Annotated in this window: 13 protein-coding genes; 7 read left to right on the top strand and 6 right to left on the bottom strand. The window is 72.5% G+C overall.

What is annotated here, in order from left to right:
* Positions 1 to 252 precede the first annotated feature (252 nt).
* Entirely contained in the window at positions 253 to 456 is a 204-nt protein-coding gene (locus OG403_RS18815; RefSeq protein ID WP_329565894.1) for a DUF397 domain-containing protein, read from the bottom strand.
* Complete coding sequence (locus tag OG403_RS18810; RefSeq protein WP_329565892.1) at positions 449 to 1,315, bottom strand: helix-turn-helix domain-containing protein; 867 nt, start codon at positions 1,313 to 1,315, stop codon at positions 449 to 451. Before OG403_RS18810 ends, OG403_RS18815 begins: the two co-directional genes overlap by 8 nt.
* A gap of 298 nt (positions 1,316 to 1,613) precedes the next feature.
* On the opposite strand from OG403_RS18810, the gene OG403_RS18805 reads away from it, so the two are divergent.
* Genes OG403_RS18805 through OG403_RS18795 form a run of 3 tightly spaced genes read left to right on the top strand, consistent with a single transcriptional unit; the run spans position 1,614 to position 2,483 of the window.
* Positions 1,614 to 2,015: an ATP-binding protein gene (locus OG403_RS18805; RefSeq protein ID WP_329565890.1), complete on the top strand. Its 402-nt coding sequence runs from the start codon at positions 1,614 to 1,616 to the stop codon at positions 2,013 to 2,015.
* Between the two features lie 58 nt (positions 2,016 to 2,073).
* A complete protein-coding gene (locus OG403_RS18800; RefSeq protein ID WP_329565887.1) occupies positions 2,074 to 2,313 on the top strand; it encodes a hypothetical protein in 240 nt (79 codons plus the stop codon).
* Positions 2,310 to 2,483, top strand: coding sequence for a hypothetical protein (locus OG403_RS18795; protein ID WP_329565885.1), 174 nt, complete (start codon positions 2,310 to 2,312; stop codon positions 2,481 to 2,483). Before OG403_RS18800 ends, OG403_RS18795 begins: the two co-directional genes overlap by 4 nt.
* 131 nt (positions 2,484 to 2,614) lie before the next feature.
* On the opposite strand, the gene OG403_RS18790 is transcribed toward OG403_RS18795, so the two are convergent.
* From OG403_RS18790 to pdhA, 3 genes are read right to left on the bottom strand one after another with little or no spacing between them, the layout of a single operon-like run.
* On the bottom strand, positions 2,615 to 3,913 hold the full coding sequence (locus OG403_RS18790) for a dihydrolipoamide acetyltransferase family protein (protein WP_329565883.1): 1,299 nt from the start codon (positions 3,911 to 3,913) through the stop codon (positions 2,615 to 2,617).
* 5 nt (positions 3,914 to 3,918) lie between these two features.
* Positions 3,919 to 4,881, bottom strand: a complete 963-nt coding sequence (locus tag OG403_RS18785) for an alpha-ketoacid dehydrogenase subunit beta (protein ID WP_329572362.1) — start codon at positions 4,879 to 4,881, stop codon at positions 3,919 to 3,921.
* Positions 4,882 to 4,913: 32 nt separating this feature from the next.
* A complete protein-coding gene (gene pdhA / locus OG403_RS18780) occupies positions 4,914 to 6,047 on the bottom strand; it encodes a pyruvate dehydrogenase (acetyl-transferring) E1 component subunit alpha (protein WP_329565881.1) in 1,134 nt (377 codons plus the stop codon).
* A 194-nt stretch (positions 6,048 to 6,241) separates the two neighbouring features.
* Here pdhA and OG403_RS18775 point away from each other — a divergent pair, with 194 nt between their 5' ends.
* Positions 6,242 to 6,766, top strand: a complete 525-nt coding sequence (locus tag OG403_RS18775) for an Lrp/AsnC family transcriptional regulator (protein WP_329565879.1) — start codon at positions 6,242 to 6,244, stop codon at positions 6,764 to 6,766.
* A gap of 17 nt (positions 6,767 to 6,783) precedes the next feature.
* Here the strand turns inward: OG403_RS18775 and OG403_RS18770 are convergent, their stop codons facing one another.
* Positions 6,784 to 7,374, bottom strand: coding sequence for a TetR/AcrR family transcriptional regulator (locus OG403_RS18770; protein WP_329565877.1), 591 nt, complete (start codon positions 7,372 to 7,374; stop codon positions 6,784 to 6,786).
* 124 nt (positions 7,375 to 7,498) lie between these two features.
* Between OG403_RS18770 and paaN the strand changes: the two genes are divergently transcribed.
* The 3 genes from paaN to OG403_RS18755 all read left to right on the top strand — a co-directional run bounded on the left by paaN (position 7,499) and on the right by OG403_RS18755 (position 11,997).
* Positions 7,499 to 9,181: a phenylacetic acid degradation protein PaaN gene (gene paaN, locus OG403_RS18765; protein ID WP_329565875.1), complete on the top strand. Its 1,683-nt coding sequence runs from the start codon at positions 7,499 to 7,501 to the stop codon at positions 9,179 to 9,181.
* A gap of 216 nt (positions 9,182 to 9,397) precedes the next feature.
* The gene (locus tag OG403_RS18760; protein WP_329565873.1) at positions 9,398 to 10,831 is read left to right on the top strand and encodes a hypothetical protein; all 1,434 of its coding nucleotides are present in this window, start codon (positions 9,398 to 9,400) and stop codon (positions 10,829 to 10,831) included.
* Positions 10,828 to 11,997: an ARPP-2 domain-containing protein gene (locus tag OG403_RS18755; RefSeq protein WP_329565871.1), complete on the top strand. Its 1,170-nt coding sequence runs from the start codon at positions 10,828 to 10,830 to the stop codon at positions 11,995 to 11,997. The genes OG403_RS18760 and OG403_RS18755 overlap by 4 nt, the downstream gene beginning before the upstream one ends.
* The last annotated feature ends 1 nt before the right edge of the window (position 11,998 follow it).

Below are 11,998 nucleotides of genomic sequence, written 5' to 3'. Positions count from 1 at the left end.
TTCGCCTCCGGTCGTCCCAGTAACGCCTCAAGCAGCGTGGCACGGCCGAACAGCTGATCCGACAAATCGAGCAAACGCCGGACGGACGCCCACTCCGCGCGCTAGGCTCGCTCCCTTTGCCCGCCGGGCGGCCGGTGGACCCACTCCGTTGTGGTCTGCGCGCACCGGGAAGAAGGCCGCCGACCTGCACTTTCGCGCAGATCTGCGGCCTTCGGAAGACATCGGTCCCAGAGGAGCGGGATCGTCAGTGGGTCAGTTGGAGGGGCTGGCGAAGTGGTCGAACTCGCCGTCCTTGACGCCCTGGAGGAACTTGGCGAACTTGGTGGGGGTGGTGCGGACGATGACGCCACCCTCGTCGGATTCGCGGAGTTCGATCAGGCCGTCGGCGGTGCGGACTTCGACACACTCGTTGGCGTTGGCACTGTAGCTGGACTTCTGCCACGACGAGCTAGCCATGTTTGCGTTGGACCTCTTTCATGGTCGAGCGGATGAAGCCCAGCGAGTCATCTTCCGAGAGAGCGATGGCTTCGAGGCGCTCAAGGGTCGCACGGTAGCGTGCAAGCCGCGCGGGTTGATCAAGGATGTGCGCACCGTAGGAGGCATCGACCTGGACCGTGTCCAGTTCTGGCACATCGCCCGCCATGCGGACGAGATCCTCGCTCGGGACCGGGAAGGTGACCGCCTCGAAGGGGATGACTCTGATCGAGGTGCCCGGATGCTCGAAACTCTCGATGAGGGAGGCGAGCTGGTCGATGAGTACGTCACGCCCGCCGTAGTGGCCATGCAAGGCTGCCTCGTGCACCAGCGCTCGGTACGGCGTCTCGCTGGAGCGAATTTCTTGCTGCCTGCGCAGGCGGAAGGAGACCCTGAGGTCGATCTCCTGACCGCGAAGAGGAACGAGTTCTCCTGCGAACAAGGCCTTCGCGTATGAACGTGTCTGAAGCAGCCCTGGGACAAAGGCCATGTTGAACGCGACGATCTCTCGCGCGTGGCCTTCGAGTTCAGCCACTTCAAGGAAGTCGATCGGGAGCTCTCCCCGATACTCCTCCCACCAGCCACCCTTGCCCCGATCAGCGATGACATCGGCCAACGCATCAAGCAAGGGCTGGTTGTCGCACATGCAGGCCCTGGCGATCGCGTACAGCCGCTCTACGCTGACCGTGGTCTTGCCGCTCTCCAACTGTGTGATGTGGGCAGGGGTGACGCCGAGCAGGCGAGCGAGCTGGCTGCCTCCGAGGCCGGCCTGCTCCCGCATTCTCCGCAGCTCAGTCCCCACGCGTCGCTGGCGGAGCGTTGGGCTGGTGCGACTGGCCATGGCGTCCTCTCGATTCTCGTCGGATCAGTGTGCCGCGCGAACCGACTCGCGGGCCAGCTGTCACTCGGGCGAGGGAACCTTCCAGCAGGGCGGGTAAATTTAACCGGAGCTGCGCTATGGTCGTTGGCATACCGATCCGACGGATCGTCAGTAATGCCTGTCACCAGGGCAGTAGGCGCCTACTGCCCTCGCACCGCAGAAGCAGCCACACGCGACCTCACCAGTCCCGTCCTGGCCTGGCTCACGGCGACGCATCCGCCGATCACCTCACCACCCCACCGCCTCGCGGAGGTTCCCCATGCGTTCCTGCACCCTGCCCACCTTCCCCCAGCCGCCCGACTGGTCCGCCGCCCGGGAGGAGCTGCGCGACCTCCTCACCACCGCCGGGTGGTCCACCGACCTCATCCACGACGCCGAACTCGCCCTGCACGAGCTCTTCGTCAACGCCTGGAAGCACGGCGGCAGCCCCGCGCCCGTCGTCGTTGTCGTGCTCCTCGCCGACCAGGCCTTCCGCACGCTCCGCGTCTCCGTCGCCGACGACAGCCCCGCCCTGCCCGAGCAGCGCACCCGCACCGCCGACCCCTACGAGCTGTCCGGCCGGGGCCTGCACCTGGTCCGCTCGCTCACGCATCGGTTCGGCGCCGCCCCGCACAAGCGCGGAGGCAAGCGGGTCTGGTTCGAGCTGGACTCGGCCGCGTGACCGCCGCCCAGCTCACCGTCCGCGCCCTGATCAACGAGGTGGAAGCGGAGGGCAGCCCGTGGGAGTCCTGATCGTCCTCGGCACCGCCCCGCCCCACGTCGAGCGGACCACCGTCGCCCACCTCGATGTCGAGTCCGTGCCCGACGCCGCCGTCCAGCTCCGGGCCGCCGTCGACCTCGACATCCACGTCGGCCCCGGCGAGCAGCTCGCCCTCGCCCTCACCCACCAGCAGGCCGACCACCTGCTCCAGGACCTCGCCGCCCGGCTCGGCCGGCGCCTCATCGGCATCCGCCGGTGAGGCCCGGCACCGAGGACGCCCTGATCATCGCGGCCCTGGCGATCGTCTTCACGCTCGCGCTCGCGGGCGTCGCCCTCGGAGTCGTCACCTCACTCCGGCTGACCAGGCCCGGCGAGGACACCACCGTCTCCGCCGAAAATGTTGTAGATCTACAACACCCTTTGTTGTAGATGAAGCGGCCGTCTCGTGGAGCCTGCAATCCAAGCTGCTGGATGGTGAGCCCCCGTCGGGAGACCTCCTCGGCTCGGCCACGGCGGTCTCATCAAGCACCGCCGCAGCCTTGCCCCGCGTCGCCCGCCGCTCAGAGCTGCCGCAGCAGCATCCCCGGCCGCTCCACGCAGTCCGCGACGAAGCGCAGGAAGCCGCCCGCCGTGCCGCCGTCGCAGACCCGGTGGTCGAAGGTGAACGACAGCTGGGTCACTTGGCGGACCGCCAACTCACCTTCGTGGACCCATGGTTTGGCCGTGATCCGGCCCACCCCGAGCATGGCCGCCTCCGGGTGGTTGAGGATCGGGGTGGAGCCGTCGACGCCGAAGACGCCGTAGTTGTTGAGCGTGAAGGTGCCGCCGGTCAGCTCGGCCGGGGTGAGCGAGCCGGCGCGTGCGGAAGCTGTCAACCGGCCCAGTTCGGCGCCCAGTTGCTCGGTGGTGAGCTGCTGCGCGTCGCGCACCACCGGGACCACCAGGCCGCGCTCGCTCTGGGCGGCGAAGCCCAGGTGGACGGCGGTGTGCCGGCGCAGCGCGACCGGGGTGCCGTTCGCGTCCAGGTCCACGCTGGAGTTGAGCTCGGGGTGGCGGGCCAGCGCGGCCACGCAGATCCGGGCGAACAGTGCGAGCAGGCTGACCTTCGGGGCGTCCGGTGCCTGGTTCATCTGGGCGCGCACGGCGAGCAGTTCGGTCGCGTCCGCGTCCACCCAGACAGTGACCGCCGGGATCTCGTGGTGGCTGCGGGTGAGCTTCTCGGCCACCGTGCGGCGCAGGCCGCGCAGCGGGACGACCTCCGCGTCCGCAGACACCGTGGCGGGTGCGGGGGTTGCCACCGGCTGGATCGCCCGCTGCACGTCGGCGCGCATGATCAGGCCGTCCGGGCCGCTGCCGGCGACGGCGGTCAGGTCGACCCCGTGCTCCCGGGCCAGCTTGCGCACCAGCGGGGAGATGACGGCGATCGCGGTGCGGACGGGCAGCGGCTCGACGACCGGCGCGGGCTGCGTGACGACCGGCGCGCTGCCGCCGCCGACACCGACGCCCACCCGGCGGCGGCGCGAGCCCTTGCCGCCCTCCGCCACGCCGAAGCCGACCAGCGGACGCTCGTTCTCGGCGGCGCCGCCCAGGCCGGGCACGTCCGTCCCGGGCTCCGGCGAGACGGCCACGGTGACCAGCGGCTGCCCCACCGCCCGCTCCTCGCCGACCTCGCCGTAGCGCGCGGTGACCACCCCGCCGTACGGGCAGGGCACCTCCACCATCGCCTTGGCGGTCTCCACCTCGACCACCGGCTGGTCGACGGCGATCACGTCGCCGACCTCCACCAGCCAGCGCACCACCTCGGCCCCGGTGAGCCCCTCACCGAGGTCGGGCAGGGTGAACTCGCGCACGATCGGCATCACGCTCAGTCCTCCCACTGCAGCTTGGCGACCGCGTCCAGGATCCGGTCCACCCCGGGCAGGTGGTGGTGCTCCAGCATCGGCGGCGGGTACGGGATGTCGAAGCCGGTCACCCGCAGGACGGGTGCGGCCAGGTGGTGGAAGCAGCGCTCGGTGACCCGGGCGGCGATCTCCGCGCCGATCCCGCCGAAGCCGGTCGACTCGTGGACCACCACCGCGCGGCCCACCGAGCGGACCACCTCGGCCACCGTGGCGTCGTCGAACGGCACCAGGCTGCGCAGGTCGAGCACCGCGAGGTCCCAGCCCTCGGCCTTCGCGGCCTCGGCGGCCTCCAGGCAGACCGGCAGCGAGGGCCCGTAGGTGATCAGCACCGCCGAGTTGCCGGGGCGGCGCAGCACCGCGCGGCCGATCGGCTCGGTGGCGGCGCTGGTGTTCAGCTCGGCCTTGGACCAGTAGAGCCGCTTGGGCTCCAGGAAGATCACCGGGTCGTCGGAGGCGATCGAGGCGCGCAGCAGCCCGTAGGCGTCGTCCACGGTGGCCGGGGTGACCACGTGCAGGCCCGGGGTGCTCGCGTAGTAGGCCTCGGAGGAGTCGCTGTGGTGCTCGACCCCGCCGATCCCGCCGCCGTAGGGGATCCGGACGGTGATCGGCAGCGCCAGCCGGCCGGCCGTGCGGTTGCGCATCTTGGCTACGTGCGAGACGAGTTGCTCCATCGCCGGGTAGGCGAAGGCGTCGAACTGCATCTCCACCACGGGACGTAGGCCGTACATCGCCATGCCGATCGCGGTGCCCAGGATGCCCGCCTCGGCGAGCGGGGTGTCCAGGCAGCGGTCGGCGCCGAACTCGGCCGTCAGGCCGTCGGTGATCCGGAAGACGCCGCCCAGGGCGCCGACGTCCTCGCCCAGCAGGTGCACCATCGGGTCGGCGCGCATCTCGTCGCGCAGCGCGGCGTTGAGCGCCTGCGCCATGCTGCTGGTGCCGCGGGCTGTGGTCACAGTGCTCACGCTCCCGCCTCCGCGGCCAGCTCGGCGGCCAACTGCTCGGCCTGCTCGCGCAGTTGCGGCGTCGGCTCGGCGTAGACATGCTGGAAGAGGCTGAGCGGGTCCAGTTCGGGCTCGGCGTGGAACTCGGCGCGCATGGTGGCGGCGAGGGCCTCGGCCTGCTCGGTCGCCTGGGCGACCAGCGCGTCGTCCAGCACCCCGGCGGCGCGCAGGTGGCGCTCCATCAGGGTCAGCGGGTCGTGCTCGCGCCAGGCCTCCACCTCCTCCGACTCCCGGTAGCGGGTCGCGTCGTCGGCGTTGGTGTGCGCGTCCAGCCGGTAGGTCAGCGCCTCCACCAGGGTGGGGCCACCGCCGTTGCGGGCCCGGTCCATCGCCTCGGCCAGCACCTCGTGCACGGCCACCGCGTCGTTGCCGTCCACCAGCCGGCCCGGCATGCCGTAGCCGACGGCCTTGTGCGCCAGGCTCGGTGCGGCGGACTGCTTGGTCAGCGGGACCGAGATGGCGTAGCCGTTGTTCTGCACCAGGAAGACCACCGGGGCGTTCAGCACGGCCGCGAAGTTCAGCGCCTCGTGGAAGTCGCCCTCGCTGGTGCCGCCGTCGCCGAGCATCGCCAGCGCGACCACGCTCTCGCCGCGCAGCCGGGCCGCGTGCGCCAGGCCGACCGCGTGCGGGGCCTGGGTGGCGAGCGGGGTGCAGAGCGGGGCGGTGCGGGTGGCCAGCGGGTCGTAGCCGGTGTGCGCGCTGCCGCGCAGCAGGGTGAGCGCGGCCAGCGGGTCGACGCCGCGGCCGACCACGGCCAGGGTGTCCCGGTAGCTGGGGAAGAGCCAGTCCTCGGCCCGCAGCACGGTGGCGGCGGCCACCTCGCAGGCCTCCTGGCCGGTGGAGGACGGGTAGACGGCGAGCCTGCCCTGCTTGGTGAGGGTGGTCGCCTGCTGGTTGTAGCGGCGGCCGATCACCAGTCGGCGGTAGAGGTCGCGGAGCAGCTCGGGGTCGTACTTGGCCAGCGCCGGGGTGCCGAGCACGCGGACCGGGGTGTGGTCCGGCAGGAGGGGCGCGGGGTCGGTCCGCGGGCCGGTCGCGTCGGGCAGCCACGGGGGAACGGGCGTGGTGGGCCGGTGGTCGAGGACGGTCATCAGGCACCTCCAAGGGGTGGGGAGGGCGGGGCCGCGCTTCGGGGGAGCAGGGCGGCGGCAGGTGGGGTGTTGCCTCCCAACCGATTGTTCGGTTGTCTACTCATTGTGGCCACAGCCGAGCGAAGGTGCTGGACAATCGGCCGTCACGGCAGTCTGCTGAAAGCAGCACGTCCATCTTGGGAGGGCTCGGGGCCATGGGCGCTGAACAAATGGCCGGGTCCGGCGGGGGCAGACCTCAGCCGACCCCGGCGGGTGTGGTGAACGGCGGTCCCGACCGGGGACTGGACCGGGTGGACCGCTCGATCCTGCGGCTGCTCCAGCAGGACGGCCGGGCCTCGATCCGCTCGGTCGCCGAGCGGGTGCACGTCTCGCGGGCCAACGCCTACGCCCGGATCGCCCGGATGATGGAGGACGGCGTGATCCGCGGCTTCACCGCCCGGGTCGACCACGAACGGGCCGGGCAGGGCGCCTGCGCGTACGTCACGCTGAAGATCGTGCAGAACTCCTGGCGGACCGTGCGCGAGCAGCTGCTCGACCTGCCGGGGGTGGCGCACATCGCGCTGGTGGGCGGCGAGTTCGACGTGCTGATGCTGGTCCACACAGCTGACAACCGGGCGCTGCGGGAGCTGGTGCTGGGCAGCATCCAGAGCATCCCCGACGTGCTGTCGACCCAGACGCTGCTGGTCTTCGAGGAGACCGACCGGGTGCCGCCGGCCTGACGGCACTCGCTGTGCGCCTACGCGCGCAGACCGTCGAAGGCCAGGTGGATCACCGCGTCCGGCACGCCGTCGACCTGCGGGCCGCCGGCGCCGGCCGGGCGGTACCACTCCACGATCGAGTTGATCATCCCGAAGAGCAGCCGGGTGGCCAGCCGCGGCTCCACGTCCGCCCGCAGCTCGCCGGCCGTCACCGCCTCCCGGACCAGCTCCGCCACCCGGTGGTCGAAGTCCCGCCGCCGCTCCAGCGCCCACTGCTCGGTCCCGGTGTTGCCGCGCACCCGCAGCAGCAGCGTCACGTAGGGCAGCTCGGTCAGCAGCACCTCGGTGGTGCGCCGCACCACGTGCTCCAGCCGGTCCACCGGGCGCCCGGTCAGCGCCGCCGGCTCCTCCAGGATCCCGAACAGGCCGTCCAGCGCCCGCCCGACCGCCAGGCGCAGCAGCTCCTCCTTGCCGCGCACGTGGTGGTAGATCGAGGACTTGGAGATCCCGGCGGCCCGCGACAGGTCCTCCATCGAGGTGCCGTCGTAGCCGCGGGTGTTGAAGACCTCCACGGTGACGGCGAGCAGGGAGTCGACGGTGTAGGTGGTGCGCAGCGGGTTCTCGGCCATGCTCCGAGTATCCCGGGCCGCGTGCCCGGGCCCGAGCGCGGGGCGGCGGGCCCTGTTCCACCGACCGATCGTTCGGTTACGCTGTGGAGCGTCAGCCCAGTCCTCTCCCCGCGAGGAGCGCCGCATGGCCGCCGTCGACGAACTGATCGAGCGTCACCAGGAGACCCTGAACCGGGCCCTGAGCGCCCTCACCGAGCGGGACTACTGGTCCCCGTACCCCGAGATCGCCAAGGCCTACGGCGAGAGCGCACCGGCCGAGGGCAAGGCCGCCTTCGAGGCACTGCTCGGCACCGCCTTCGCGCTGCCGGGCCACCCGCAGGCCGGCGACCTGGTCGGCACCGAGGTCTCGCCCTACGGCATCGAGCTGGACATCAGCTACCCCCGCGCCGAGGTGGACGCGCTGCTCGCCGCCGCCAAGACGGCCGGCACCGCCTGGGCCGCCGCCACGCCGGCCGCCCGCGCCGCCGTCTGCCTGGAGATCCTGGCCCGGATCAACGCCCGCTCGCACGAGATGGCCCAGGCCGTCATGCACACCACCGGGCAGGCCTACGCGATGGCCTTCCAGGCCGGTGGCCCGCACGCCCAGGACCGGGGTCTGGAGGCCGTCGCCTACGCCTACGCCGAGCAGGCCAAGCTCCCCGCCGAGGCCGGCTGGACCAAGCCGCAGGGCAAGCGCGACCCGCTGGTGCTGCGCAAGGAGTTCGTCACCGTCCCGCGCGGCACCGCGCTGGTGATCGGCTGCAACACCTTCCCGACCTGGAACGGCTACCCGGGCCTGTTCGCCTCCCTGGCCACCGGCAACCCGGTGGTGGTCAAGCCGCACCCGCGCGCGGTGCTGCCGCTGGCGCTCACCGTCAAGATCGCCCGCGAGGTGCTCGCCGAGGCCGGCTTCGACGCCAACCTGGTCACGCTGGCCGCCGAGCGCGACCGCGAGGGCATCGCCAAGACGCTGGCGCTGCACCCGGAGATCCGGATCATCGACTACACCGGGTCGACCGAGTTCGGCGACTGGCTGGAGCGCAACGCCGAGCAGGCCCTGGTCTACACCGAGAAGGCCGGCGTCAACACCGTGGTGATCGACTCCACGGACAACTACAAGGGCATGCTGGGCAACCTCGCCTTCGCCCTCTCGCTCTACACCGGCCAGATGTGCACCACCCCGCAGAACCTGCTGATCCCGCGCGGCGGCATCGAGACCGACCAGGGCACGAAGTCCTACGACGAGGTGGTGGCCGACCTGGCCCGCTCGATCGAGGGGCTGCTCGGTGACGACGCCCGCGCCGCCGCGATCCTGGGCGCCGTGGTCAACCCGGCCGTGCTGCAGCGCAGCGCCGCCGCCGCCAGCGGCGAGTACGGCGACCTGGCGCTGGCCCCGCGGGTGGTGGAGTCCGCCGAGTTCCCCGGGGCCACCATCCGCACCCCCGCGCTGATCAAGGTGGAGGCGCACAAGCCGGACGACCGCGCGGTCTTCCTCAGCGAGTGCTTCGGCCCGGTCTTCTTCGCCGTCGCGGTCGACTCCACCGCCGACGCCGTCGAGCTGCTGCGCCAGACCGTCACCGAGCAGGGCGCGATGACCGCCACCGGCTACACCACGGCTCCCGAGGTCGAGCAGCTGCTGGTCCGGGCCTGCCTGGACACCGGCGTCTGCCTCTCGCTCAACCTCACCGGCGGTGTCTACCCGAACCAGACCGCCGCCTTCTCCGACCTGCACGGCACCGGCGCCAACCCCGCCGCCAACGCCGCCTACACGGACGCGGCCTTCGTCGCCAACCGCTTCCGCACGGTGGAGATCCGCCGCCAGGCCTGAGCACCCGGCGCCGTTCCCGGTGGTGCCGCCGCCCGGCGGCACCACCGGAAAACGGGCGGACCGGCGTCGGCACCCTCTGTTACGGTCGACGGCGACGGTCCGGCCGCGGGACTCCGGTGCGACTTCCGGGACCCGCCTTTACCGCGATGATTCGCAGCTCGTGCCCCCATTCCCCGGCCGGCCGTCGTCATACCGAGCGGCCGGGGGAGACGCCTGATGGACGGTCACGGTGACCTGATCGCCGCCGACGACGTGCTGCTCTTCGTCAACGCCGCGATCACCTCGACGGGCCAGCGCGAGTTCCACTCCGACGCGGCCGAGCAGTCACTCTCGCTCGACTTCCTGCACGAGTACCTGCGGGTCAACTACCGCGAGCTGTACGCGGCGACGCTCGCCCTCGACATCAACGACCACAACGCCGCGCTGATCATCCGTCAGCTGCTGGTGCACGCCGGGGAGACGGCGGCGGCCGGGCGCCGGGCCGAGGGGCGGCTGATCGCCCGCCGGCTCCAACTGCTGCCGCCGCAGCGGGTCTACCGGCTCTTCGGGCAGCTGCGCCGGGCCCGGGTGAACAACCGCCGCACCCGCGCGATCATGCGCGACTGGCTGGCGGCGCGACCGGAGCCGGCCTTCGACGCGGTGAAGTACCGCGCGGGCCTGACCGGCGCCCTGCGGCACGCCCACTTGGCAACCCCGGAAGTCGAGTTGGGCGACTTCCTGTTCGCGCCCAAGCGCCGCGGCCGGTACGACGCACCGCTGCTGGACGCCTGGCGCCGGGCGCACTACGAGCAGCCCGCCCTCTACGAGCTGCCGTTCACCGTGGCCGAGGGCTTCGCCGCCAAGCACGGGATCCCGCGCGGCGCCTTCCTGGCGAAGATCGCCCCGAAGCTCAGCCGGCTGGAGCAGCTGCGCCTGCAGGAGTCGGCGCGGGCGCACGGGGCCCAGGACCTCGCCGCCGACCTGAGCAGGATGCCGCTGACCCGGCTCGCCTCCTACGTGCTCGCCCTGCCGGTCGAGGAACGCCGCGGCCGGCTGGCCGAGTTGGGCGGCGCGCTGCGGTCGGCCGCCGACCGGGCGGCCGGTGCCCGGCGCGGCAGCTGGGGCACGGTGGCCGCGGTGCTCGACGACAGCTTCTCCAGCTACGGCTCGGGCACCAAGCGGCGCCGCCCGCTCGCGGTCGCGCTGGCCGGCCACTACCTGCTGGCCGCCCTGGCGACGCGGTACCGCGCGCACTGGACCTCGGGCCGCGGCAACGCGCTGCTCGCCCACCCGCTGGGCGCCACCCCGCTGGGGCACCGGATCCTGGACGCGCTGGAGGGCGCCCCCGACCGCCTGGTGATCATCTCCGACGGCTGGGACAACGCGCCGCCCGGTCTGGCCGCCGAGGTGCTCCGGATCCACCGCACCCGGCTCGACCCCGGGCACCGCACCAGCATCGTCCACCTCAACCCGGTCTACGACGCGGCCGACTTCGACGTGCGCCGGCTGGCGCCGACCGTGCCGACCGCCGGCCTGCGCGACGCCGAGGACCTGCCCGCGCTGGTCGAGCTGGCCCAGTTCGCCGAAGGCCGCACCGGCCTGGCCGAGTTGCGCGCGCACCTGGACGCCCGCGTCGAGGCGTTCCTGGCACCGGAAGGGGAGCCCCGATGACCGCCCTCGACCAGACCGCCCTGGACCGGACCGCCCTCGACCTGACCGGCCTGACCACCCGCCCCGCGCAGACCTGGGGCGCGGTGCGGCTGGTCCCGCTGGTCCGCGAGCAGCCGATCACCGACCTGCGCCTGCACCAGCGGGTCAACCCGATGGGCGGCGAGTACCCCTCGGTCAAGCTGACCCCGAAGCTCTCCTACACCTCGTACATCCCGCACGGCTTCGTCGCCGACTGGACCGGGGACGGCGGCGCGGCAGCCGCCTACGGCACCCAGCTGGACGTGGCGGACGCCCCGCGGGCGCTGCCGCTGCGCGCCCAGCAGCGCATGGCGCAGCGCGAGGGCCGCACCCGGCTGCGCTTCCTGCCGCTGCACCTGGCCCTGGAGGGCTATCTGGCGCTGCACTTCAACGGTCCGGTGATCGCCTGGCAGGAGTGGTCCGACCGGGCGGTGCGGCACGGCCTCGGGGCGCGCGCCGAACAGGCCTACCGGGGCGCCGAGGTGCGCGGGCTGGCCGACGCGCTGCGCGTCTTCGAGGTCCACCCCGGCCAGTGCGGCGTGCTGCTCTACCTCGCGGACGCGCTCGCCGCCGCCTTCGTGGTGCCGCACCCCGCCGACTACCGCGCCCTGCACCCGAGCCTGCTGCACGACCTGTACGGCGAACTCGTCCACCACTACGCCACCCTGATGCAGCCGCTGCCCGAGTTCCGGGCCGCGATCCCGGAGCGCGGCATCAGCACGCTGGCCGACCTGCGGCGCGCCGCCGAGCAGCAGGAGCGGGACTGGGCCCGGTTCCACGACACCACCATGGCGGGTGGCCTGCTTTCCGGCGACCACCGCTTCCAGGAGGTCCGCCGGCTGGGCCGGTTCACGCTAAGCCGCTTCCTGCCCGGCTTCCGGCTCAAGCAGGAGAACCACCTGGGCGAGACGATCACCGACGAGCACGGCCGGCCGGCCTATCTGAAGACCTTCCGGCTCTCCGAGAACCAGACCAGGCGCGGCCACCTGCTGGACCGGCTCGCCGCCCACGACTGGCACCTGGGCCGCACGGCCGAGGCACTGGGGGTGACGGAGCCGGCGCTCGGGCTGCGGCTGGAGGCGGCCGGCTTCGGGCTGCTGCTGCGCCGGGATGTGCTCGATGGCTACCGGCGGCGGGCGGCTGCGTAAG

Origin of the sequence: Kitasatospora sp. NBC_01266 (assembly GCF_036242395.1) — a bacterium.
GTDB lineage: Bacteria > Actinomycetota > Actinomycetes > Streptomycetales > Streptomycetaceae > Kitasatospora.
Note: the sequence above shows the minus strand (reverse complement) of the source record. Positions and strands in the feature narration are given on the sequence as shown.

Bases quoted from the DNA above. Each gene is read 5' to 3' on its own strand.
- OG403_RS18815 (WP_329565894.1), bottom strand. From the start codon at position 456: ATGGCTAGCTCGTCGTGGCAGAAGTCCAGCTACAGTGCCAACGCCAAC.
- OG403_RS18810 (WP_329565892.1), bottom strand. From the start codon at position 1,315: ATGGCCAGTCGCACCAGCCCAACGCTCCGCCAGCGACGCGTGGGGACT.
- OG403_RS18805 (WP_329565890.1), top strand. From the start codon at position 1,614: ATGCGTTCCTGCACCCTGCCCACCTTCCCCCAGCCGCCCGACTGGTCC.
- OG403_RS18790 (WP_329565883.1), bottom strand. From the start codon at position 3,913: ATGCCGATCGTGCGCGAGTTCACCCTGCCCGACCTCGGTGAGGGGCTC.
- OG403_RS18785 (WP_329572362.1), bottom strand. From the start codon at position 4,881: ATGGCGCAGGCGCTCAACGCCGCGCTGCGCGACGAGATGCGCGCCGAC.
- pdhA (WP_329565881.1), bottom strand. From the start codon at position 6,047: ATGACCGTCCTCGACCACCGGCCCACCACGCCCGTTCCCCCGTGGCTG.
- OG403_RS18775 (WP_329565879.1), top strand. From the start codon at position 6,242: ATGGGCGCTGAACAAATGGCCGGGTCCGGCGGGGGCAGACCTCAGCCG.
- OG403_RS18770 (WP_329565877.1), bottom strand. From the start codon at position 7,374: ATGGCCGAGAACCCGCTGCGCACCACCTACACCGTCGACTCCCTGCTC.
- paaN (WP_329565875.1), top strand. From the start codon at position 7,499: ATGGCCGCCGTCGACGAACTGATCGAGCGTCACCAGGAGACCCTGAAC.
- OG403_RS18760 (WP_329565873.1), top strand. From the start codon at position 9,398: ATGGACGGTCACGGTGACCTGATCGCCGCCGACGACGTGCTGCTCTTC.
- OG403_RS18755 (WP_329565871.1), top strand. From the start codon at position 10,828: ATGACCGCCCTCGACCAGACCGCCCTGGACCGGACCGCCCTCGACCTG.